At 60.2% G+C, this 22,658-nt stretch carries 22 protein-coding genes and 2 pseudogenes; 7 read left to right on the top strand and 17 right to left on the bottom strand.

The features are described 5' to 3' along the window. Positions 1–22 precede the first annotated feature (22 nt). A pseudogene (locus tag ABIB00_RS29720) lies at positions 23–554 on the top strand (copper chaperone PCu(A)C). 40 nt (positions 555–594) lie between these two features. On the opposite strand, the gene ABIB00_RS29715 reads toward ABIB00_RS29720, so the two are convergent. Continuing rightward, positions 595–879: a hypothetical protein gene (locus tag ABIB00_RS29715; RefSeq protein WP_354106806.1), complete on the bottom strand. Its 285-nt coding sequence runs from the start codon at positions 877–879 to the stop codon at positions 595–597. Between the two features lie 24 nt (positions 880–903). On the opposite strand from ABIB00_RS29715, the gene ABIB00_RS29710 reads away from it, so the two are divergent. Continuing rightward, on the top strand, positions 904–1,026 hold the full coding sequence (locus tag ABIB00_RS29710; RefSeq protein ID WP_354106805.1) for a hypothetical protein: 123 nt from the start codon (positions 904–906) through the stop codon (positions 1,024–1,026). Positions 1,027–1,068: 42 nt separating this feature from the next. Here the strand turns inward: ABIB00_RS29710 and ABIB00_RS29705 are convergent, their stop codons facing one another. The 10 genes and pseudogenes from ABIB00_RS29705 to ABIB00_RS29660 all read right to left on the bottom strand — a co-directional run bounded on the left by ABIB00_RS29705 (position 1,069) and on the right by ABIB00_RS29660 (position 10,237). Next, positions 1,069–2,067 carry a formate dehydrogenase subunit gamma gene (locus ABIB00_RS29705; RefSeq protein WP_354106804.1) on the bottom strand — a complete coding sequence of 333 codons (999 nt, stop codon included), beginning with the start codon at positions 2,065–2,067 and terminating at the stop codon, positions 1,069–1,071. Positions 2,068–2,105: 38 nt separating this feature from the next. Further along, entirely contained in the window at positions 2,106–2,702 is a 597-nt protein-coding gene (gene fdh3B / locus ABIB00_RS29700) for a formate dehydrogenase FDH3 subunit beta (protein WP_354106803.1), read from the bottom strand. Positions 2,703–2,714: 12 nt separating this feature from the next. Continuing rightward, positions 2,715–5,663: a formate dehydrogenase subunit alpha gene (locus ABIB00_RS29695; RefSeq protein WP_354106802.1), complete on the bottom strand. Its 2,949-nt coding sequence runs from the start codon at positions 5,661–5,663 to the stop codon at positions 2,715–2,717. An 11-nt stretch (positions 5,664–5,674) separates the two neighbouring features. Further along, positions 5,675–5,883 (bottom strand): annotated as a pseudogene (locus ABIB00_RS29690) (twin-arginine translocation signal domain-containing protein). A 28-nt stretch (positions 5,884–5,911) separates the two neighbouring features. Beyond that, a complete protein-coding gene (locus ABIB00_RS29685) occupies positions 5,912–6,691 on the bottom strand; it encodes a Cro/CI family transcriptional regulator (RefSeq protein ID WP_354106801.1) in 780 nt (259 codons plus the stop codon). Positions 6,692–6,824: 133 nt separating this feature from the next. Next, positions 6,825–7,481, bottom strand: a complete 657-nt coding sequence (locus tag ABIB00_RS29680) for a DUF3306 domain-containing protein (RefSeq protein ID WP_354106800.1) — start codon at positions 7,479–7,481, stop codon at positions 6,825–6,827. Beyond that, the gene (locus ABIB00_RS29675) at positions 7,478–7,993 is read right to left on the bottom strand and encodes a DUF3305 domain-containing protein (protein WP_354106799.1); all 516 of its coding nucleotides are present in this window, start codon (positions 7,991–7,993) and stop codon (positions 7,478–7,480) included. The genes ABIB00_RS29680 and ABIB00_RS29675 overlap by 4 nt, the downstream gene beginning before the upstream one ends. Next, positions 7,990–8,997, bottom strand: coding sequence for a DUF6352 family protein (locus tag ABIB00_RS29670; RefSeq protein ID WP_354106798.1), 1,008 nt, complete (start codon positions 8,995–8,997; stop codon positions 7,990–7,992). Before ABIB00_RS29670 ends, ABIB00_RS29675 begins: the two co-directional genes overlap by 4 nt. Continuing rightward, the gene (locus tag ABIB00_RS29665) at positions 8,994–9,533 is read right to left on the bottom strand and encodes a DUF6505 family protein (protein WP_354106797.1); all 540 of its coding nucleotides are present in this window, start codon (positions 9,531–9,533) and stop codon (positions 8,994–8,996) included. The genes ABIB00_RS29670 and ABIB00_RS29665 overlap by 4 nt, the downstream gene beginning before the upstream one ends. After that, positions 9,530–10,237, bottom strand: a complete 708-nt coding sequence (locus tag ABIB00_RS29660; protein ID WP_354106839.1) for a biotin/lipoate--protein ligase family protein — start codon at positions 10,235–10,237, stop codon at positions 9,530–9,532. Before ABIB00_RS29660 ends, ABIB00_RS29665 begins: the two co-directional genes overlap by 4 nt. A 204-nt stretch (positions 10,238–10,441) precedes the next feature. Here ABIB00_RS29660 and ABIB00_RS29655 point away from each other — a divergent pair, with 204 nt between their 5' ends. Both ABIB00_RS29655 and ABIB00_RS29650 read left to right on the top strand, forming a co-directional pair. Then, the gene (locus tag ABIB00_RS29655; protein WP_354106838.1) at positions 10,442–12,412 is read left to right on the top strand and encodes a 4Fe-4S binding protein; all 1,971 of its coding nucleotides are present in this window, start codon (positions 10,442–10,444) and stop codon (positions 12,410–12,412) included. A 55-nt stretch (positions 12,413–12,467) separates the two neighbouring features. Beyond that, a complete protein-coding gene (locus ABIB00_RS29650; protein ID WP_354106796.1) occupies positions 12,468–12,773 on the top strand; it encodes a hypothetical protein in 306 nt (101 codons plus the stop codon). Between the two features lie 73 nt (positions 12,774–12,846). On the opposite strand, the gene ABIB00_RS29645 is transcribed toward ABIB00_RS29650, so the two are convergent. Beyond that, positions 12,847–14,109 carry a c-type cytochrome gene (locus ABIB00_RS29645; protein ID WP_354106795.1) on the bottom strand — a complete coding sequence of 421 codons (1,263 nt, stop codon included), beginning with the start codon at positions 14,107–14,109 and terminating at the stop codon, positions 12,847–12,849. Between the two features lie 539 nt (positions 14,110–14,648). Continuing rightward, complete coding sequence (locus ABIB00_RS29640; RefSeq protein WP_354106794.1) at positions 14,649–14,864, bottom strand: hypothetical protein; 216 nt, start codon at positions 14,862–14,864, stop codon at positions 14,649–14,651. Between the two features lie 345 nt (positions 14,865–15,209). On the opposite strand from ABIB00_RS29640, the gene ABIB00_RS29635 reads away from it, so the two are divergent. The 3 genes from ABIB00_RS29635 (at position 15,210) to ABIB00_RS29625 (ending at position 19,345) form a co-directional block, all read left to right on the top strand. Then, positions 15,210–15,638 (top strand): hypothetical protein, encoded by a 429-nt coding sequence (locus tag ABIB00_RS29635; protein ID WP_354106793.1) that lies wholly within the window; start codon positions 15,210–15,212, stop codon positions 15,636–15,638. A gap of 795 nt (positions 15,639–16,433) precedes the next feature. Continuing rightward, positions 16,434–17,741 (top strand): tyrosine-type recombinase/integrase, encoded by a 1,308-nt coding sequence (locus tag ABIB00_RS29630; RefSeq protein ID WP_354106792.1) that lies wholly within the window; start codon positions 16,434–16,436, stop codon positions 17,739–17,741. A 1,256-nt stretch (positions 17,742–18,997) separates the two neighbouring features. Beyond that, on the top strand, positions 18,998–19,345 hold the full coding sequence (locus ABIB00_RS29625; RefSeq protein WP_354106791.1) for a hypothetical protein: 348 nt from the start codon (positions 18,998–19,000) through the stop codon (positions 19,343–19,345). Between the two features lie 918 nt (positions 19,346–20,263). On the opposite strand, the gene ABIB00_RS29620 is transcribed toward ABIB00_RS29625, so the two are convergent. The 4 genes from ABIB00_RS29620 to ABIB00_RS29605 form a co-directional block, all read right to left on the bottom strand. Further along, complete coding sequence (locus tag ABIB00_RS29620; RefSeq protein WP_354106790.1) at positions 20,264–20,701, bottom strand: VirK family protein; 438 nt, start codon at positions 20,699–20,701, stop codon at positions 20,264–20,266. 72 nt (positions 20,702–20,773) lie between these two features. After that, on the bottom strand, positions 20,774–21,085 hold the full coding sequence (locus ABIB00_RS29615; RefSeq protein WP_354106789.1) for a chorismate mutase: 312 nt from the start codon (positions 21,083–21,085) through the stop codon (positions 20,774–20,776). A gap of 189 nt (positions 21,086–21,274) precedes the next feature. Continuing rightward, a complete protein-coding gene (ureG, locus tag ABIB00_RS29610; protein ID WP_354106788.1) occupies positions 21,275–21,961 on the bottom strand; it encodes an urease accessory protein UreG in 687 nt (228 codons plus the stop codon). Further along, positions 21,958–22,656 carry an urease accessory protein UreF gene (locus tag ABIB00_RS29605; protein ID WP_354106787.1) on the bottom strand — a complete coding sequence of 233 codons (699 nt, stop codon included), beginning with the start codon at positions 22,654–22,656 and terminating at the stop codon, positions 21,958–21,960. Before ABIB00_RS29605 ends, ureG begins: the two co-directional genes overlap by 4 nt. Positions 22,657–22,658 lie beyond the last annotated feature (2 nt).

The following is a 22,658-nucleotide window of genomic DNA, read 5'->3' as shown; positions in this document are numbered from 1 at the left end:
AATGGAATAGAAGGAGCCAACCATGCAAATCGGGACTCTCACGGTCGCAGCGACCGCCTGCGCCGTCTTGCTTGCGTCTTTGATGACCGCGCCTTCCGCGCGCGCCGAGGACGTCAAAGCCGGCGATCTCGTCATCTCGCAGCCGTGGGCACGCGCCACGCCGGGCGGGGCCAAGATCGGCGGGCCTACATGACCATCGAGAACAAGGGCGCTAGCCCCGATCGGTTGATTGGCGGATCGGCCGATATCGCCGACAAAGTGCAGCTCCACGAGATGACGACCGTTAACGGCGTCATGAAAATGCGGCCGCTCGAGGAAGGGGTCACGATCGAGCCCGGCAAGACAATCAAGCTGGCGCCGGGCGGCATTCACCTGATGCTGTTCGACCTGAAGGGGACGCTCAAGCAGGGCGACAAGGTGCCGGTGACGCTGCAGTTCGAAAAGGCGGGCAAAGCTAACGTCATGCTCGATGTGCAGGGCGTCGGCGCGCAAGGCCAGTGGGCGCCGGCAACATGGATATGAAGATGCGTGACCACTCCGGCATGAAGATGTAAGCAATGATCCGGCGGCCGGTTTCGCGGTGACAAGCCACACCTAGGCAGCCAAGCGGTGCTCCTCTTCGCCCTCCTGGGCGGCTGCGGCAGCAGTCGCGCCTGGCATCATCGCTCCGTGGGGAGCGTTCGGCGTGACGTTTGGGCCATAGTCGTCGTCCTTCTGGTACGTCGCCCAGTGGTGAACGTCATGCCGGAAGGCGCGTTCCTTTCCACTCGTGCACGGGCCGCGCATTTTTTCCAGTATGCCCACCTTGAGCCCCCTACCTTGAACACGCACGACAACGCTGTCCGCAAGGCGCCATTTCGTGGTAAGGTCTTGGGTCATTTCATTCTCTTTGGGAGAATTGCGATGAAGTCCTTCTTGCTCGCCTGCGTGGCTGCCATCGTCGTGGCGACGGTCGCGGCGGCGGTTCTTGACCGCGTGCAGGAGCCCGCCGAGCAGGCCTTTGCGACGACGGGCGTGCGGCTTTAGCGATTGCGCCGTGAACGAACGCCTGGGACTCGCGGGTTCCATCTACTCCGCCGCAGTGGGCTGGCCTCGTGCGTCGTTTGCGCCGGTGCGCGCATTCTCCTCTTTGAGCCAAAGACTGTGGTGCTCCTTCGCCCAGTTGACATCGACGGTGCCGCTGCCCATGGCTTCGAACGCACCCTCCATGCCGATCGTGCCGATATAGATGTGGGCCAACATCACCGCCATGAAGAGCATCGCAACGATGGAGTGAACGATCTGCGCGAGCTGCATCCCTTCGATACCTGACAAATAGAAGGGGAACATCAGATTATAGCCGGTGGCTGCCACGAGCCCTCCGCCGATGACCACGATCCAATAGATCGCCTTCTGGCCGGCGTTGAAACGATAGGCCGGCGGCTGATCGTGACCCACAATGCCACCGCCGCGCTTGAGCCAATCGACGTCCACCTTGTTCGGGATGTTGCCAGCGACCCACATCAGGAAGATCAGCACGACGCCAATCGTGAAAGGAAAGCTCAGGTAGTTGTGCGCATATTTGGCCCACTGCGACCATTCGGAAAATGCCTCGTGGCCGAGCAACGGCAGAAGCAACGGACGGCCGAAGGTGATATTCAATCCGGAAATCGCGAGAACGATGAAGCAGGTCGCGGTCATCCAGTGCACGAAGCGTTCGAATGCGTTGAAGCGCACGATGGTCCGGCCAGAACGACCGCTCCCCAGTCGTACCATGCCGCGGCTAAGATAGAAGATGATCAACACCGCGAGCATGCCAAGAATGGCGATGCCGCCAATCCAGCGCAGCGTTACATCGCGGAATTCCCGCCATTCACGGCCTGCCGGCTGTTCGAGGACGCTCGAGCGCTGGTCGGGAATGCTGACGCGTCCCTGGACCCGGTTCAGTTCCTGCAGAAGCTGTTGCTCCTTGACGGCGCTGGCGGTCGGGTTGACGTCCCGGGCAATGGACGGAGAAGCCGAGGAGACGAGCAACAGGAGCGTGCCCGCGCCAATCGCTAACCGAATCAATCGTGCAAAACACGCCATCAGTTCCTCCCGATATTGATCGCTGGCGATGTCGTCATTCAGGACTCGATCGGCTCGCGATAAGCGGTCTTCCAGCCCCAGGCGCCGGAGCCGTAGCCCCGCTTGATCACCCGCTCCTTGTAGATCTGGGCAATGATTTCGCCGTCGCCGGCGAGCAGCGACTTGGTCGAGCACATCTCGGCGCAGAGCGGCAGCTTGCCTTCGGCGAGACGGTTTGCGCCGTATTTCTCATACTCCTCCTTGCTGCCGTCAGCTTCGGGCCCTCCGGCGCAGAACGTGCATTTGTCCATCTTGCCGCGCGAGCCGAAATTGCCGACCTTCGGGTATTGCGGCGCCCCAAACGGACAGGCGTAGAAGCAATAGCCGCAGCCGATGCACAGGTCCTTGGAGTGAAGCACGACACCGTCGGCCGTCGTGTAGATGCAGTTCACCGGGCACACTGCCGCGCATGGAGCGTCGGTGCAGTGCATGCAGGCCATGGAGACAGAACGCTCGCCCGGTTTGCCGTCATTGATAGTGACGACGCGGCGCCGGTTGATGCCCCAGGGCACCTCGTGCTCGTTCTTGCAGGCGGTGACGCAGGCATTGCACTCGATGCAACGGTCGGCGTCGCAAAGGAATTTCATACGTGCCATGGTCGTTGCTCCTTATGCCGCCGCGATTTGGCAAAGAGTGACTTTGGGCTCCTGCATGCCGGTCGCCGGATCGTATCCGTAGGTGGTAATCGTGTTCGCGCTTTCGCCGAGCACGATCGGATCGGTGCCCTTCGGGTAGTTGCCGCGAAGATCCTTGCCTGCGAACCAGCCGCCGAAGTGGAAGGGCATCCACGCGACGCCCTTGCCGACGCGCTCGGTGACCAGCGCCTTCATCTTGGCGCGCGAATTGTTTTCGGCTCCAGTCACCCAGACCCAGCCGCCATCCTTGATGCCGCGATCAGCGGCATCGGCCGGGCTGATCTCGATGAACATGTCCTGCTGGAGCTCGGCGAGCCAGGGATTGGTGCGTGTCTCCTCGCCTCCGCCTTCATATTCGACCAAGCGGCCCGAGGATAGGATCAGCGGGAATTGCTTGGCGATGCCCTTCTCCACCGCCGCTTTCTGCACGGAGAAGCCGATATTGGGCATCCGGAACTGCTTGGCATCGGGCAGCGTCGGATATTTCGAAACAAGGTCGACCCGCGGCGTGTAGATCGGCTCGCGATGTACCGGAATGGGATCAGGCAGGCCGAACGCATTCATGCGTGCCTTGCCGTTGCCGTAAGGCACGCAGCCGTGCTTCATCGCGACGCGCTGGATGCCGCCGGACAGGTCGAGCGACCAAGATACCGCATCGGGATTGGTCGGATTGACCTTGTTGATGGTGGCCATTTCGGCGTCGGCGAGGTCCTTGTCCCAACCGAGCTTTTTCAGGCTCGCCAGCGTGAACTCAGGATAGCCGTCCTTGATTTCCGAATCTTTTGAGTATGACCCGTCCGCAAGCAGGCTTACTTTCCGCGTCGCGCCATCGGGCAGCTTCTCCTCGCGCTCGAGGCCAAAGCGCGGACGGAACGTGCCGCCGCCATCCATCACACTCAGATTGGTATTGTAGAGCAGCGGCGTGCCGGGATGCCGCAATTCAGGTGCGCCCCAGCATGGCCACGGCAGGCCGTAATAGTCGCCGCCGACTTCCGGATCGTCCTTGGGCGCCCTCATGGTCAGGAAGTCGAACTTGGCCTGGTTCTTCATGTGCGCCTTGAGGCGCTCGGGGGACTGTCCGCAATAGCCGGTTGACCAGCTGCCGCGATTCATCTCGCGAAGGATATCCTCGGCCTCCGGCAGATTGTTCTCGACCTTGATGTTCTTGAACATCTTGTCGGCGAAGCCGAGCTTCTTCGCCACCAGATACATGACCTCGAGGTCATCCTTCGATTCGAAGATCGGCTTTACGACCTGCTCGCCCCACTGCAGCGAGCGGTTCGAGGCGACGCGCGAACCCTTGCATTCGAATTGCGTACCAACCGGGAGCAGGTAGAGGCCGTCCCTGCGTCCTGCCTCCACCGCGAGCGATGCCCAGGTAGTCGGATGCGGGTCGGCGACGACAAGCAGTTCGAGGGCCTTCAGACCATTCAGGGATTCGGGAACGCGAGTGATGCTGTTGCTGGCGTGTCCCTGCACGAACATCGCCCGCACATTGTCTTTCTGCGCGACCTGGTCTTTCGGTAGCGTCACCGCTTCGAACCAGCGGGTGAGCGGGATGCCGGGGGTTTCCATGATCTGCTTGGAATCGAAGCGCGACTTCAGGAAGTCGTAGTCAACTTCCCAAACCCGTGACCAGTGCTTCCAGGCGCCTTCGGCCAGTCCATAGTAGAACGGCAGCGTGACGACATCGAGCCCGACGTCCGTCGCTCCTTGCACATTGTCATGGCCACGGAAGATGTTGGCGCCCATGCCGGGGCCACCGACGTTGCCCGTCAGCAGCAGCGCGATGCAGCTCGCCCGCACGTTGGCAGTGCCAACGGTCTTCTGGGTCTGGCCCATGGCCCAGATCAGTGTTGCCGGCTTCTCGGTGGCCAGCATCTTGGCGACGCGCTTGAGCTGTTCACCCGGAACGCCGCTGACGCGCTCGACCTCTTCCGGATTCCACTTCTCGACTTCCTTGCGCAGATCATCGAAACCGTAGACGCGCTGTTTGATGAACTCCTTATCCTCCCACCCGTTCTGGAGAATGTGCCACATCATGCCGTAGAGCACGGGGATATCGGTGCCCGGTCGCATGCGCACATATTCGGTCGCATGCGCCGCGGTCCGCGTCAGGCGCGGATCGATGACGACAAAGTTGGCCTTTTGAAGCTCCTTGCCCTCGAGCAGATGCTGAAGCGATACGGGATGTGCTTCGGCGGGATTGCCGCCCATGATGATCTGAGTCTTGGCGTTGCGGATGTCGTTGAAGCTGTTGGTCATCGCGCCGTAGCCCCAGGTGTTGGCCACGCCAGTGACGGTTGTAGAATGGCAAATGCGCGCCTGATGGTCGGTGTTATTGGTGCCCCAGAATGCGCCGAGCTTGCGGAACAGATAGGAGCCCTCATTGGTCATTTTGGCCGAGCCGAGCCAGTAAACGGAATCGGGGCCCGACTTCTCGCGAACTTCGAGGATCTTATCGCCGATCTCGTTGATGGCTGTGTCCCAGGAGACGCGCGTCCACTGTCCGCCCACGAGCTTCATGGGATAGCGCAGCCGACGCTCGCTGTGCACGAGTTCACGCACGGAGGCGCCCTTCGCACAATGCGATCCGCGATTGATGGGGGAATCCCAACTCGGCTCCTGGCCGATCCACACCCCGTTCAACACCTCCGCCGTCACGGTGCATCCCACCGCGCAATGCGTGCAAATGCTCTTGCGAACGGTCGCTCCGGATGTGAGGGGACCAGCCGCTGCCGCTTTCGCCTCGCGTACGCCACCGAGAGGCAGCGTGCCCAACGCGGCGAGCGCGCCGCCGGCAAGGCCCGATCGACGCAGGAAGGTGCGGCGGTCGAGACCATTCGTTTGCCTGGACAGGCCAGCCGCGATTGATCCGCGTGAAGTGGTTTCGGAATGCTGTAGTGTCCTTTTGATCAGCACGGCGGCCTCCCTCAACCAGGATAACGATTGACGCGGTAATAGGCTTTCACGTGGTCGGTTTCCTTGTAGCGCGCCTTGCGTTTCTCATCGTCGGTTTCGCTGTCGGCCTGCGCGGGGCCACCGAGGGTGTTGCCAGCGTCGCGCCCGCGCCGACCGCGCCGATGCCGACCTTGCGAAGGAAGTCGCGGCGGCCGACCGTCGTTTTCTTTTCGTCCCTCATCGCATCTCTCCTGGACCAGCGGTGCCGGTCAGTTGGCCAACGTGAAAGCCTCGGTTTCTATTTCAAGCCAAACTCGTGCAAGCGTTCCGACCGACCGGTAGAATTTGGCGCTTTCCGCCTTCTCCATGTCGGCGAACAAACGTCCCATCCAGCGGGACACGTGCTTTTCGAAGAAGGCGCGCTGCGCTTCCGGCGATGCCAGCAAGCGCGCCGCCGCAAGACCCGCCATGATCTCGCACAGCGTCGCCGCATGATCCTCGGGCTCAAAATTGCTCTCCACCCGCTCGATGCCGAGCGCAGCCAGATCGTCGCGCAAGCGCGACAGCGGGCGTTCGTTGAGAAAGCCGGTCAGGTAATAGGATGCGTAAGGCAGCAGCTCGCCACGGCCGAGACCGACGAACAGATCGAAATATTCGCGCTCGACCTCGGATACGACGGCAATCGATGCGGCGTCTGAAAGAGCGGCGTGGACGCGGCCAAGCGGCGTCGCATCGCCCTTCAGTTGCGCGATCTGTTCCAACAATGCGGCCGACGGCGCGGACGATAGCAATGTTGCAAGCAGCGCGTACTCCTGAGCGCGCCCGGCATCGATCGGATCAACCGCGTCGTCCGCTACGGCCGGCTCGCTGTAGAGATCGGGGCGAAGCACCTTGCGAGACACGCCGGTTGCCGCCTCGACCGCAATCACACGTTGCGCAGGCACCGTATTCCAATTCGACACCGACGGCTGGGCAATACCGATCTTCCGGGCAAGCTGGGCAACGCCGCCCGCCGCATCGATGGCACGTTCAAGGCCTACATCGCGCACGCTGACCTCCTCCCATCCTGGGGGCCAATTGCGTTTGCGGACCAAAGACTACGGCGCGCGTCGGGAAGTGGTCAATCAACAGCCATAGCCAAAGGCTATCACATTTAGTCGCAGTCTACGGCGTAGTCGTAGTCTACCGGGGTAGCGCTCCGCCATGTGTGCGGCGCGGAAGGGAAGTCTCTTCACTCGTAGCTTCCGATTGCGATGCAGCAGAATTTGACGCCAATTCCGCAGCGGATTCGTCGAGCGTTCGAGGATTCGTGATTGCATTCACCGAGTTAGATGGATGCGCGAAACCGGTCTGCGCATGCGTCGGTCGCGCCCCCTCTTTGGCAACCTCCGTGGGCGGGTCGGGGAGCCTGTCAGCGGTCTCCACCACGTCGCCCGCAATGATGCGGCGGACGAGCGCGTCCACCTGCTCGGCGGAACAATCCAGCGCACCGAAGCCAGCCACGGCGTTCGGGTCATTGAAGTCCCAGGCGCTTTCCGCCAACCCCACGAAATCGCGGATGGCGGGATCGGCGCTCCAGGCGCGCCGAAGCGCCACACGGCTCAACTCCTGCGGAATGCCTTTGCGCAGAAAGGCTGTGATGTCGGTAGCAGCGTCAATCGATTCGATTGGGGGCAAGCTCGACAGATCCGCCACGGACGGAACCGGCTCCGTCGCGGTACAGTCGGATGGCGCTGGCGCGTGCGCCTTAGCAGCATCTTCGGCCGCAGGTTCGGCGTGACCGGCCTTCGCCTCCTGCTTGCGGCGCGACCACCGCGCCAGGAATTGCTCGTCGCTCATTCGTGCCCACCTTCGTGGTGACGCCGGGCGAGGGCCTCCGGATCAGCGCGCCGCCGCTCGCGCTTGACGAACTCCGTCTCGACGTAGTGCTGGGCGATGAAATTTTCAATCGCCTGATGCAACACCTCAGGCATCGGCACGGCCTCGACCAGATTAGCACCGGCTTCCGTGAATGCCTCCCCTTCGGCGGGATCAGCGGTGACCGCCGAAACAGCGTAGGGCCAGGCGCCCTCGGACGGAGTCAATACGATCCAGACGCTAGGAGCGCCGGTTGCAAGGTTGTCACGATAGCGCGCGCTTTCCGAACGATAGAGGTCGATCGTCGCGCTTCCGGCATAAAAAAGCGTCGTTCGCTCTAGCTCCCGTATGACAGTCCACGGCGTCATTTCCGGCTCATCCGGCAACACGCCGGTGCCGCGCCAGACAAAATCGATCCATGGGGATTCTGCCTTGCGGCGCTCGACGACCACGCCGACCGGAATGCGCAACAATGGCAGGGCGGCAGGGCTCACGTAGCACCCTCCAGGTGTCTGATCGGCAGCCCCGTCAACAGATTTTGCGGCTTCATCCGCACAAGCTGATCGGGGGTCATTGCAAGTATCAGATAGACCGGCTCCCGCCCGACGGCATCGACGGCCAGATCTGGATCCGCAAAAGTCACCTGGAACAACGCCAGCACGCGCGCCATCGTTCGCTCGTCGAGCATCTCGCCGTTCCAGAGCCGGTCACCGATCCGGGTGGCTTCAGCATCCAGCCCAACATACCAGGTGAGCTTCGCATCGCGGAGCGCGATGAGTGGCTCGATTGCGACGTCAACTCCAAGCAGATGAGAAATCCAACGCCTCATGACCTCTGCCAACACAGCCGGCCCCAATGTTCCGCCGGTGAGATCAAGCGCAAGATCGAATTGATCGCTGCGAAGCCAGTAGCTTTCGGCGTTCCCCTCGTCCAAGACGTCGACCTCGGGGCTGGTCGTGGCCGCCAGCATGGAGATCAGCGACAATACGGGCACTGGGCTTGGCCCGCCAATGATTTCCTCGTCACCCAACAGCAGCAAGTGTTCGTGCGGCACGATACGCTGCGGCCGGTAGAACAGTTCGGCCGCGCGCAGCACGAACGGATCCTGGTAGCCATCAAGCGCACTCCGCAGGATGACGTGCACGAGCTGGTTCAGGAACAGGGGCGGCAAATTGACCGATCCTGAACGAACCAGCGCAAGATAGGCCGCTTCCAATGTGGGCTGCCGCAGCAGAAGGTCGCGAAATGCCAGCACGAACTGCCAGTTCTCCCGCGCATCCGCATCGGCGATCGCAGCAATCTCCGCCGCGGCGACTGCCCGGCGCGGGTCTGCCAGCAGCTCCCGATGCAGCCAGCGTTCGACTTTGCAGGCATCTTCCGGCGGCATCAGCTCGGGACGGGCGAAATAGGCCTTCAGGAACTCATCCGTGACCACCAGCCAGCCGCTCGCGTTGTGATCGAGCAGGTGGTAGCCGCAGGTGATCCAGAAATCCTTCATCGGCGTGACGGCTCCTCGCTCATATTCGCAAGGTTGAGATTGCCATCGGGCTCGGTGTCGTCCTCTACTTCCATAAACGAGAATGCCTTGCCATGACGCTGCCCCTCCCGCAGTTGCAATCTGCGGAATGATTCGCGGACCTCGCCATTGCTCGCGGCGCGGTGGACCGCGATCAGGGAGCCGATGGGATACGTGCAGAGCGATTGCGCAAAGGCGACTTCTTCTTCTGCGGCAAGGCGCGCGCTAGTAGGATCCGGCGCCCCGAACCGTTCGACCAGCCGCCTAGCAAGGAGGTCTACGACCGCGCAGTGATCGTCCTCGGTCGCGTGGACGATTTGTGCCAATGTCGACCAGCCCCAGGACTTGATACCGAGAAAGCCGCTGCGGAACGCCGAACGATCCTTGCCGCTCAGCTTCGCTGGATCCCGATCACAAAAGCGGAACGCGCCTGACACTGCCCAATCGCCTGGCTCAGCCGGCACATCGAACAGGAAAGTGTCGGATGGGTCGAGCGCGATGGTGCGCAAGAGTTTCACAGGCGCGGTCCCCCGAGTTTTGGATCGAGCCACGATGGCGATAGCAAGCGCTTCCGCAAATCGCGCCGATCGGTGCTGTCCGTCCCGATCCGGCGCACCAAAAGATCACCATTATCGGCGATCACACGAGAGGCATTTCGTTCGCGCACCAGTCGACTCTGGAATTCGCGCGCAATGCCGTCGAATCCGTCGGATTGCCAGGCGTCGACAGCGCGCATCAGATGCCGCGCAAAGCTTTCCGTCAGCTGAACCGCGCCGGCCTCGCCAAAACCCTCCTGATCCAGTGCGGAAGCGAGCGGATACACGCCGGCTTCCTTGTCGGTCATCGCGACCGTCCGGACCATCGCGCCGAACACCAGCCAGCGCGGAGGCTCGTCCTCCTTCGCGGATGACGGCCAGCCAAGCCGTCCGCCACCAACAAGGCCGCCGTCGACGCGGACTGTGTCCGGCCAGTCGATCGCGATCTCCTTGTTCGGCGGCGCATAGGCACGCAAGGCGTCGGTCAGCGCCACCATTCCCGCGTAGAAGGCACGGCGCGCGGTGTGCAAGGGCTCGCCGGGTTCCAGCACGACCGCAAACTCGGCAAGATCGAACCGTCCTACATAGGTCAGCGTACCTGCCCCGCCCTCTTCCGCGATATCGAGCGCGTGGGCGAAGGCGTCACGGCTCTCGCGCAGCCTCACCAGCGTGAATGGCGGGGGCAGATTGATGGGCTCCGAAACGGCTGAGCGCCTAGGGGCTGTCAGTCGAACCTCCAGCTTCCTTTTCTTCCCATGTGAGAATAACTTAATCGAACAGAAGGGTCGACGCGAATCCGCTCGCCGCCGTTCCCAGACCTCTTCAGGAGGTAAGAGCTACGCATGCCGGATGTGCCGAAAACGATCCTGATCTGCTCGTGCGAAGACACGATGCGCCTCGATACGGGCGCCGTTCAGCGAGGTTGCCGCAAAAGCCAGATCGCCGAGTTCCGCCAGCTCTGCCGGGCAGAGCTTGAGCAATTTCGCAATGCGGCAGGGGCGGAAGGAACACTCGTCGTCGGCTGCAGTCAAGAGGCGCCGCTGTTCGGCGCCGAGGCAAAAGGGCGTTCCGGGAAAATGGAATTCGCCAACCTTCGCGAGACGGCCGGCTGGTCGACGGAGGGAACGAAGGCGGGCCCCAAGATGGCGGCGCTGCTCGCAGCCGCGTCCGAGCCTGCCCCTTCTTTTCCGTTCATCACCTTATCGAGCGAAGGGGTCATACTGATCTACGGCCGCGATGAAGTCGCGGTCGAAGCTGGCCAACTGCTTGCCGATCATCTCGACGTGACGATCATGATCACCAAGCCGTCGCAAATCATGCCGCCGGCGACGACGTCGTTTCCCATCGTCCAGGGGACCATCCGCAACGCCAAGGGCCATTTGGGAGCGTTTGAACTGACGGTCGATGACTATGCGGCCCCCCGCCCCTCCTCGCGCGACGCGCTTGTCTTCGAAGCACCGCGCAACGGCCTGACCTCGCGCTGCGACATCGTCCTTGATCTCTCCGGAGGAACCCCGCTTTTCCCGGCGCATGACTTGCGCGACGGCTATCTCAGTGCCGATCCGCGAGATCCAGCCGCTATGCTGCGCGCGGTGCTGAGGGCGCGCGACCTTGTCGGCAGCTTCGACAAACCGAAATACGTCAATTTCACCGCAGAAATCTGCGTCCATTCGCGCTCGGGACTGACCGGTTGCCATCGCTGCCTCGATCTCTGTCCGACCGGAGCAATCACACCGGACGGCGATCACGTCAAAATCAATGCTGAGGTCTGCGCCGGATGCGGCCAGTGCGCACCAGCCTGCCCGACAGGCGCAGCAACTTATGCCCTGCCGCCAGCGGATGCGCTGCTGCACAAGTTGCGCGCCATGCTGCTAACCTACCGCGAAGCCGGCGGCTCGCATGCCGTTGTGCTGTTTCACGATGGCCAACATGGCACTGCGTTGATCGATGCGCTTGCTCGTTACGGCGACGGGCTTCCGGCCAATGTTCTGCCGTTCGCGGTCAACGAGGTGACGCAGGTCGGGCTGGAAGCCGTCGCGGCGTCCTTTGCCTATGGCGCGGCGGGGATGCGTTTTCTTCTGCGGCCAAAACCGCTGCACGATGTCTCCGGTCTTTCCCAAACCATAGCGATGGCTGATATCATTCTTTCCGGGCTCGGATTTTCCGGACGCCGCGTCTCGGCCATCGAAACGAACGATCCGGATGTACTTGGGGAAGTACTGCGGGCAATCGAACCCATGCCGGCTGCGGAGCGTTCCGCAACCTTCAAAACGGTAGGCAAGCGGCGCGACCTGCTTCGCTTCGCCCTTCACGAATTGCACCGTGTCGCGCCTGCGCCGTCCGACGTCATTGCGCTGTCCCAAGGTGCGCCGCTTGGTGCAGTCACCGTCAATACGGACGGATGCACTTTGTGCCTGGCCTGCGTGTCGGCCTGTCCCACCGGTGCCCTTCGCGACGATCCCGAACGTCCCGTGCTCAAATTCGTCGAAGATGCCTGCGTCCAATGTGGACTGTGCCAAAGCACCTGTCCGGAAAAGGTCATTACCTTGAAGCCGCAGATCGATTTCCGTGCGGCCACGGCTCCGCCCGTGATCATCAAGGAAGAGGAGCCGGCCCTTTGCATCCGCTGTGGCAAATCCTTCGGCGTGAAGAGCACGATTGAGAAAGTGGCAGCAAAGCTTGAGGGCCGGCACTGGATGTATCCAGCAGGCGATAAGCGGCTGGACGTGGTGAGAATGTGTGCGGATTGCCGCGTCATCGCCATGAGCGAGCAGCAGTTCGATCCGTTCGTCGGCGTCTCGGAGCGCGCGCCGCCGCGTACGACTGAAGATTATTTGCGCCTGCGAGAAAGCAAGGACTAGGACGCGGGCTCGCGAAGGCAGCCATTCGCAGAGTAACGAACCGCGGGAGCACGTTATGTCTAGATCCTTCAAAGTTACGTCGTTCGTTGCTGTTCTATTCGTTAGCGTCGCCGCCGTAGTGCCCAAGCCTGCCGAGGCCGCGAGCCCATCCAAGGCTGACAAGATTGCCCTCAAGCGGGCGATCGTGGTCTGCAAGGCGGAGGCAAAGGGCAAGAAGATCAAATGGCTCTCGCGCCGGAAGTACGTCAACAACTGCGTCGCCGAGGCCATGAAGGACCATCCCAGTATGGATGTCTCCACCTTGCTCAAGCAGCATCCGGATTTGACGGATCTTCCGGTTGAGCAATGGCCTGGGTATTAGGCAGCTGCGCCGAGGCGCGGGGACGGCGGTGAGGCCTTCTTCGCTTGATCCGCGCAGCCGATCGTGCGACGAGTTATTTCGATGTCACACGCCCCAGAAAGTCCGTAAGAGCCCTGCGATCCTCCGCAGATCCAATCCGCTGCTCCGGCATTTTTGTCCCCGGCGTGTAGGTGTTCGGACCGAGCTCAAACAGCTTTGACACCGTCTCGGGCGTCCATACGATGTCCATCCGCTTCAGGGCATCGGAGAAGCGATAGCCTGGCAGCGACGCAATCCTGCGGCCGTATAAGCCCGCAAGCGTGGGGCCGGCACGTTGTGCGTCCCGCTCGGAGAGGGTGTGACAGGCAACGCACGCCCTGAACACCTCGGCGCCGTGATCTCCCGCATAGGCGGCAAGCGGATCGCGCGACGTTGCCTGCAATGATGACCCGATGGGTTCGCCGGTCCGCGCGTTCCAACGTCGGATCTTGCCGTCGGCGCCACCTGTCAGCAACGTTGCGTTGTCCGGTAAAATCGCGACCGACCACACGGGCGAACCGGGATCGGCCAGCGTTCGCGCGATGCTTCGTGTCTTTCGGTCGATGACGGCCACGGCGCCGCCGATTCCGGCAGCAACGATCAACGTGCTATCCGGAGAGATCGCGAGCGCGACGATCGGCGTCTGGCCGGCTTGCACCTCGCCGCTTTCCTCGCCCACCGTCGTCAGGAAGCGCAGCTTCCCATCGGCACCAGCCGTTGCGATCTCGCCGTCGGGCGCGACGGCCACGGCGTTAAGGGGTGAGCCCAACATGGAGATGTTTGGGGTGCCACCTGCCAACGGCCAGATCCTCAGCTCGCGATCGTAGCCCACGCTGACCAGCGATCGTCCATCCGCCGTGAATGCGACGCCGTTGACGTTCTGCGAATGCCCTTCCAGCACCTGATGCGAGCCGTCATCAAGCGACCAGATGCGAGCCGTGTGGTCCCAGGAGGCAGAAGCCAGTCTTGCGCCATCCGGCGAGACAGCAAGTGAAACGATCGGCGCCGTGTGGCCTTCGAAAACCTGGTCCGGCTGCTGCCGGCCAGGCGTCCAGATCGCTATCTTCGCATCCGCTGCGGCGGTCGCCATTCGCCCATCCTTCAGGAAGGCTACCGCGTTCACCGCATTCGAGTGAAAGCGAAGAACCTGTTCTGCGGATTCGGTCTTGAGCGACCATCGGATTGCGGCGGTGTCGAAGCTGCCCGACAGAACACTGTCGCCATCACTGGAAATCGCAATCGCCCGTACGGGCCCGCCATGACCCATCAGCTGCGCATGCGCCGACGCCATATGAATCGCAAGCATTGCCGCAACCATGCGGAGATTTGTGCCGAAACTTGGGACCCAATTCATCTGCGGCTTACAGGTGGTCCGGCATGCCATCGCTCGGTCTCGTCAACGAGTGAAGCCGTTGTTCGGTTTCAATGCTGCATCGTAGGAAACGAACGGTATCTGCTACTCAATGCCGCAATGGCCCTTGTCAACTTGAACGGGGCATAGCCAGATCCTATGCTTGATCATGACGCGTCAAGGATGACGGCATGCAAATACGACCCAAAACGTATCTGCATCTCATTTCTCTATGGCGATCAGTTCGCGATGCGATTTCGCCACATCATGACCGTGTGCCCGCTAAAACGTCACCGTTCCTTATCTATACCGCGGTCGTGCTCGCGTTTCTCGTGGCCATACTTGAAGTAGATGCTCATCGAGGCGAGCTGCAATCGCTTGGTCTCGTAGGCGGCGACTACCCAGTCCAAGCTGGTTTTTTGAGCCCATAGCGCTCGCCGCTCGACCAAGCTCTTCTCCGACCTCGAAGGCCCTTTCAAGCGGCAGCGGCAAGCGCGACCTCTTCGTTAGCGCTTTGATTCCCGCGGATAGACCAACGACCGATCATCAAATTCGTCTATCGGGAGCTTTTCTGCGCTGCGGCCGCTTTGCATGTCATGCAATGTTGACATGCTTCCGGTTCCAGCACGCCCGATTGTCGAGACGGTGTGTGATCGCGGGACGCTGGTCACGGCGACAAGCAGACCGACGGCAGCGATTACAGAGATAATCAGAAGCTTCATGTGAAATCTCCTGTTGCTCGAAACACAGCAAACTCTTGCAGCATTCTGATTAGTGCGAGGCGCGACGCCGAGCTGTGAGCAGCCTCACATCTCCTGGGATTCTTGCGCTGCGGCTGGTCAGGTTCCGAATTTGGAACCCGTGCAGGTCAAATCGTGCAGGTCAAATCAGGCCGGCTCCGTGTCCGAGAAAAATTTTCTGATCGCGCGGATAGCAAGGCTCGTACTTTGTAAAGTGAACAATCTCAGGAGGAGCTTCAGGACAGCCCGGATTGGCGCCGCCTAGCGCGGAACGGACGAACATTCTGTTCGTTCAAGGGCTGAATATCCAAAGAAGGATGAAATTCGATGAGGGCCTCCATTATCATCGCCACACTCGCGATCATGCTCGGCGGCACCGCACTTTCGCTGGCGCAACAGAATGCGCAAGGCGCGGTTGAACTGAGCAACGGCACAAAGGTGCCGCAGAATCCATCCTTACCGAAACTCAACCTCACGAACACGCAGCGCGAGCAGATTCGCAAGGCTGTGCTAACAGAACACAACGAAGTCGAATTCCGGCTAATGGCCACCAAGTCCGCCAAGGACTTTACCCCTGCCGTTGGCTCCAAGATTCCAAAAGGAGTTAAGGCCCAATCGCTGCCAACGCCGGTCCTAACGCAAATGCCGGAATTGCGTGACTACATGTACGTGAAAATGAAGGACAAGGTGCTGATCGTGAACGGCATGACCAACAAGATCGTTGATATATTCCCGGAGACGGAGCCACTTTCTTAACGGCATGGTGGCGTACCACCCCAATCCCGCAGACGGTCCGTTTTGCCCGCCCTGATATCCTACTCTACGACAGACATGTAATTGACGACAGACATGTAATTGGTCTGTACCAATTGACGGGCGCTTCGATCATGTTCGCGTAGACGAGTACGATCTCGAGCTCGCCCGCATTTGGTATCAATTGCACCTCGAGCGCATCCAGGAAGACGCCGAAATCCGGCAAGCTGATTTAGTTCAGGTTGAACAGATTGCGCGTGGCTATCCTTCTCGCGAGCGCTTCCAATGACCTAGCTGGTCCGCCAACAAACCAGCACAAACCGCCGCGGCGTCTTCGCAGAGAGCCCGTTTTGCTCGCCGTGATATCCTATTTTGCGACGCGCATTGGCTCGACCTGTATCAATTGATCTGCGCGCCCTATCTCATGCCGCGAAGATAAAAAGAACCAAAGGAAACAGCGTACATCTGTGGGTCAAAAATCAAAGATATCCAACCGGGTAGTGTTCGGCCACCATTTTGAGCCTTCCTTGCGGATCGATTGAAACACAACATTCGGCCGATCGCGGCCGCGACGTCCTCCGCGGATGAACAGCGGCTATGCCTACCAGCAGCGATTCTCCCGGATGCCGAGCACCTGGGTCGACTTCGTCGACCAGAACAAGGCGGCCGAAAGCGAGATCGCCCGCCTGAATGTGCGACGCGCCTACGAAGACGGCCGGCGCGAGGCGACCGAAGCGGTCAAGGAAGGCTGGACCGCGCCCGCGACCGACGATCGCGCCGCCGTTCGACCCCGTTGCGATGTTCGACCGCCTCGTCCAGGACGCCGTCGCTCAACGGCTTCTGCTGCTTCCCCTGCCGCAGGTGGGCTCGATCTCGCCCGCCTCCGAGCCTGCGGCACAGATCCGCACCGAGGAACCGGCTGAGAACACATCCAACCGCATGTCCGAGGTGCTGGCAGATTTCCTCAAACCGCTGGACCGCAAACGCAAGCACACTGCAAAAGGCCGTGGTGAAGCAGCGCCGGTCGTTCAGTTCGCCGTAGATCTTCTGGGCGACCCCCGGATGGACGAGCTGACCGAGGCCAAATGGAAGCAGCTCGATGAGGCGTTGCCGGACATTCCCAACCGCGACAACATCCCGCGCAAGTGCTCCGAGACGCTGTTTCAGCGTTACAAATACGCGGAAACGACAAACTGGTCGAAGCTGGAGCGCGTGACCATCACCACCATCAAGAGCAGGTATTGGGCCGGTCTCTACAAGTTCGTCGACTTCGCCATCACGGAAAAATTTTATGAGGGGCCGCGCCCCAAGTTCGTGTGCATTGATCCCGAAAACCTGGCGCCGCTGCCGCGCGACGCTTTCGATGATGACGAGTTGCTGACCTTGCTGCGGTTGCCGCTCTTCACCGGCTGCAAGAATCGCATGCATGTCTGGCAGCCGGGCAGTTATTTCGTCCAGTCTCATATTTGTTGGGGCTTCCTGATCTGCATCCTCACCGGCATGCGGCCCGGAGAGGTCGGCCAGCTCGAATGTGCCGACATCCGCACCGAAGGCGAGTTTTTCTATTTCGACCTTAGGCCGTTCGACGCACGCAACGGGCGCGTGGCGCTTCAAGATTTACGCAATCTGAAGACGAACGCAGCCGGGCGCGTGATCCCAATTCATCCTTTGCTGATTGAACTAGGGCTCCTCGATAGAATGCATGAATTGATGGACAGACGAGAAGAACGGCTTTTTCCCGAATGGGACTCCTACGTCCGTACAAAGGACGGCACTACACGCTGGTCACAGCCGCTGAGCAAAGCTTGGCAGTACGTTAAAAAGCTTTTGAAGATTGATCGAGCTGACCTCACGTTGTACAGCACGAGGCACCTGATGGCGGACTGGCTCGACAACGAAGCAATCGCTCAACGCACGCGCGATCGTATTCTCGGGCACGCCAGCGACGTTCGAGGGCGCTATGGACGCAAAGGCGTTCTCGATCCGCAAATCGCGGCGAAGATCGAGGCGCTCGAACCGCCAGCAATTAAGCTGATGAGAGAGATCCTGCTCGCGGCGACGAAGCGCGCCGACGCCGGCGGCCTCACGGTCCTGAAGACTTATTGAGTTTTAGCTGGGCTGAATGGCGCACTGGGACAACTTCGTCATCAATTTCAGGATAAGCGGTACTTCTGGCTCGGACGGGAGGGATCGAATCTCCACGCGCCTACATTGAACCCGTGGAAAGATCGAGCTTTTCACGTTCCCTTGCCGAGGCTGTATTACACGCCCTGTGAGACAGCGAGCAAGCTGCGTAGACGGCGCGCCGGCGCCAGCAGCTTTTCAACCCGCAAAGTGAACTAGCAGATTGACAACTCCCACCCTGCATTCCGCCTGACCTGATCTCGATGGAGCAACCGTCAAAACCGGAAGCGTGCAGTCCCAAGAGCGGGAAAGGTTACATGTCACACTCAATTAATTGTCCAGAGCCTCTCAGAAATTTGTGACTTGGAGCTATCTTGTTGCAGCAATGCCCGGATCCCAGTTTGACTGTGTGATCAGATACGGAGAACGAACAAAATGCGTGTATTATTGGCGACGCTCCTCGCAGTGGCTTCGTTCGACCAGGCCCGCGCAGAGGCAAAGACCAACAGCCCGGATGCAGCGTGTCGCTACACGTTAGCAAGCGGCGAAACGTACCAGATACCCGCGGGCCAGACTCTTTGTTGGCGCGTACCGCCTCCCTCATATAGATCTTACACGCTCCTGCGTTGTGATCCGCCATTTCAGGAATTCAACCGGGTACGACTGGGCGATGGCCGCTGCAACAGGTACGAGGAACGTCAATAGCCGCAGGCGAAGGAGCGCTTCGATGGCGGTCCTCGCCGCGAGGCCATAGGGGCGTGAAGCTCGGCCGTGGAGCAGGCGATTTTGATCACGGGGTCCTGGTCAAAGCCCCAGCGCGCTACCAACGAGCCATCGACCCGCCGCATCGGATACTACTCCACCGTGTGTTCTCGTCCTCGTTAGAAGGCCGCACCCCAGCGGCGGCGACCGCGCCTAGCTCTTCCCGAACAGCCTGTGACGGGCAACCTCCAGGCGTCGTAGCTCGGCGCAAACGTCGGCCCGTTGTCCAGATTCCCGCGCGATGTCGATCAACATTCGGGTGCGCGCCATAGCCGCCCGGACTGATTCTGCTGATCGGCTTCGTACTAGGCGAGCGCGTAACCAACCGGGCAAACTTTACCCGTGTCGCCGAGGACTCGGCAATTTCTTCTCGCCGGCCAAGGTCGCCCAGGTACTTCAAGGGTGGGACACCGAGAAAATTAGGCAGGGCGCTTTGGCACGCGCGTTGCAACATGAGATCGTCTTGGGGACCGAACATGCAAGTCACGACTGGATCATCACCTTTCGGCTACCAGGCCGCGAACGCAACTTCGTCGATGACGAAGACGCCGGCGGCGTTCAACGGCGGCAGCGTGCAAGCGAGCGGAGATGGCGATTCGGGCGACGGCAGCGCAGTGGCGGACTTCCTGAAATACGCGAAGATGAATCCGTTCGATCGTATGCGGGCCGGCATTTTGAAAAGCATGAATCTCACCGATGCCGATCTCGCTAAAATGACCCCGGACCAGCAAGCAGCTGTCGAGCAGAAGATTAGGGATGCAATTGAAAAGCAACTTGAAAAGACGGGCCAGCAAGCCGGCAGTCTAGTCGATCTCTCGGCATAATTGCCGCGCAAAGGACCACCGCCTCGTTCGATTTCGCGAGACACTCATTGGTGACGGATGAAACGTTGAAAGACGTTAGCGCTTGTGCGTCGCCACTCTCAACTTCTGAGCCTTCAAAGGCCCGGGGCTTTGTTGACCCATGTGGTCCTCCCCTTCTCGGCAAAGGCCGGCTGCTGCCCACGGCCGAAGCAAAACAAACCGGTCCTGCCTACAGCATCTCGAGCGCCTCGCGTATTCCTTCGCTCTTCAAAGTCGTATGTCGAGCGCCGCAGTCCCGGACAACTGTGTGTTCTGCGCGTCTACAGAAGAGCCAAAGTAAGCAGCCAGTTGCGAGAGGCCGGAGAGCATTCGCCGGTCCTCAACTCTATCTTCCTCGGAAGGCATAGTACCGGAACTCGACAACTGAGCCTGAACCCCGCTACCTCCGAGCGCGAAGCGGAATGCGGACAAAGTGCGCCCATCTCCAAGGCTCGTCGACACCTTCGACAGAATGTCGAGCTTGCCCAGTAGAGCGCCACCGCTCGACGAACCGCTTAATCTACCCAGAGTGGGTGGAGCGTCGCCGCGCCCTCGCGCTGCTTTGGCAAATAGACCTGCGGCCCACCCGTGACAATCATCGCCTTAACTCCCACGCCATGCTCGCTTCATGGATCTTAAGTAGCAAGAACAATGCCACACAAGTGCTGTGCCAAATGGCTGATTTCATTCGTCGCGGCCGCGATATTCTCGTCAAAGTGGGAGCGATAGGCATCATTTGCCGGCAAGATTTGACCAGTCAACGTTACATGGCTCAGATCCGATACGCGAGCGTGCAATCGGTTGCCGTAATCGGAGTGATGGCCAACAGATATCAAGTCGTCGGAACCTCCACAAAGTCCATTTCACGACTCAAATTGGAGCGCGGAATCGCAATGACAGCTACCAGTAGAAGATAACCGCTCTCCCAATCTCGCAATCGAACGAGGTATCCTTGAGCACTACGAAATTGACGGCACCAAGAGTCATCGTATGAGCTTCAATCTTACCGTCTGCATGCACCCTAAACGACAAGAACTCTCTGACCGATCTGTCCGGCCTCACGGTGAAATGGGTCGTCGCGAAAGCAATCGTTCCATCTGACTGGATCATATATCCATCAAACCGCATACTCGCCTTGATCGGGGCGCCCGCGAGACCCGCGCCGTGAACTTGACAGGCGGAGAAGTCGATTAGCATGCGCGGCTCCTTCCCCTCGAGGATCGCGTCCTTAAGGGTCGCATAATCGGCGTTCTTGGGTTCGTCCGCGATCGCATCGCAGGTCCAGGAGCTGAACACGATTGTCAGAGCGACGATTAGGCTTGTGAAAGGGCTTTGCAAGTATGGCTCCCGGCGGCAGGGAATCCCAACTGGATTTCATCTTGTCTACGCGCATGCGACTGCATCCGCAGCCTAGCAGGTTCCCGATCTGAATTTAGCCGCCTCATGATTGGTGACGACTTCTCGAATTACCAGAGCATGCAGTTTCTGAATAAACCCAGGGTGAAGAGCACTCTGCGTTGCGAGCATGCATAAGCGCTTCAATTGCGCTGCTTCACGTTTGGGATCTCGAGATGCCAATCCATGTCTGGCCTTGAGTTCTCCTATCGCATCGGTACAGCGAAAGCGCTCCGCGAGCAGGTGCACTAGCGCCGCATCCAGGTTATCGATGCTCCGGCGCAACTTCGCCAGATCGCCAGAACACTCTTGGTGATCTTCCGTCATCGCAACTTCCTTCCATGCGTGCGCGCAGCTCAGAGCGCTATTCAGGCGGCATATCCTAGCGGCCGTCCCGCCCCGACGGATCTGCTGCGCCACCACAGGTGTCTCGATTGCGCAGCTGTAACGTCCGCTCACCATCGCGATAGATTCGAATTCCCGGCTTCTCCACCGGAACTGCACGCGTTTTCATGATCATTGAACAGCCTGAGACAACCTCACCGAGGACAACCCGCCTTTTTGCAGAATGAAGTCCGCGATTTCATCCACACCCTGGCCACTCTTCAGATTGGAAAAGATGAATGGCCGCACGCCTCGCATCCTCCGAGCGTCACTTTCCATGATTGCCAAATTGGCGCCAACCATAGGCGCCAGATCGACCTTGTTGATCGCCAATAAATCGGATCTCGTGATCCCGGGTCCTCCCTTACGGGGAATTTTCTCGCCTGCGGCGACGTCGATCACGTAAATGGTCAGGTCAACGAGCTCCGGGCTGAAAGTCGCGGCGAGATTGTCGCCCCCCGATTCGATAAAGCAAAGCTCCGCATGGGGGAACCTTAAGTTCATGTCATGGATCGCAGCCAAGTTCATCGAGGCGTCTTCTCGTATGGCCGTATGAGGACAGCCACCTGTTTCCACCCCCATGATGCGCTCGGCCGCCAGCGCCTGCGCTCGAGTCAGGATGAGTTGATCCTCCTTGGTGTAGATGTCGTTTGTGATCACGTAGATATCGTAGAACTTGCGCAGATGCTTACACAGAGCCTCAACCAGCGCCGTCTTGCCGGAACCAACTGGGCCGCCTATTCCGACGCGGAGTGGACCATTGGTCGTTGAAACGGCGGACGTGCTGAGAGACCGGTCGTCACGTTGGGATGTGCTCATGAGCGAAACAACCTCGTATACTGCAGCTCGTGGGCAATGGATGCCAGCTCAGCCATCACACCCGCCGAACCAAGATCGTCGACAGTTTCGCGGGTTGCGATTTCACTCCGCGACAGGATCGCCTGCTCGAGCGCGGCGATCGCGAACTGACCATCAGTTTGACCGAGAGGCACCAATCGTACGCCAGCACTCACCAAGTTAGCGACGTAGCTGTGCAGGAATGCCGGGAGAGCAATGCCGACGGGTATTTGCGAGCGTGCAGAGCAAACGCCAAGGAGGACGGCCGATACCGGCGGACATTTCGGATCTGAGAAAATATCCAGAACTCGATCCGGCCACGCGCGGCGGAGAGTTGTGAGATACGCAGACGACTGCTGTGCTGCCTCGAGCGCAAATTCGGATGTCCCGCGCGACGCTGCGGCGAGTTCTGCGAGATGCGGCAGTTGGTTTTCCGCCGCCTCGGTCACACACCGATACGCCTCGATGAAGAAGATGGCCTCATTCCGGCCGGAGCCGTAGCAAAGGTCGGCCTCAAGCCACTCGATGAGGCTGCGGCGGTCCGAAATGTATCCAGCCTCCACCGCCCACTCCAGGCCGTGCGAATAGCTGTAGGCCCCGTTCGGGAACGACGGCGAAAGCCAGCTCAACAGCCTTATGAATGCCAAGGCCGAATATTCGGGGTTCTCGTCTGTCATCG

The sequence above is a fragment of the Bradyrhizobium sp. LB14.3 genome (assembly GCF_040547985.1).
GTDB lineage: Bacteria > Pseudomonadota > Alphaproteobacteria > Rhizobiales > Xanthobacteraceae > Bradyrhizobium.
This window is presented reverse-complemented; position numbering and strand designations above follow the sequence as displayed.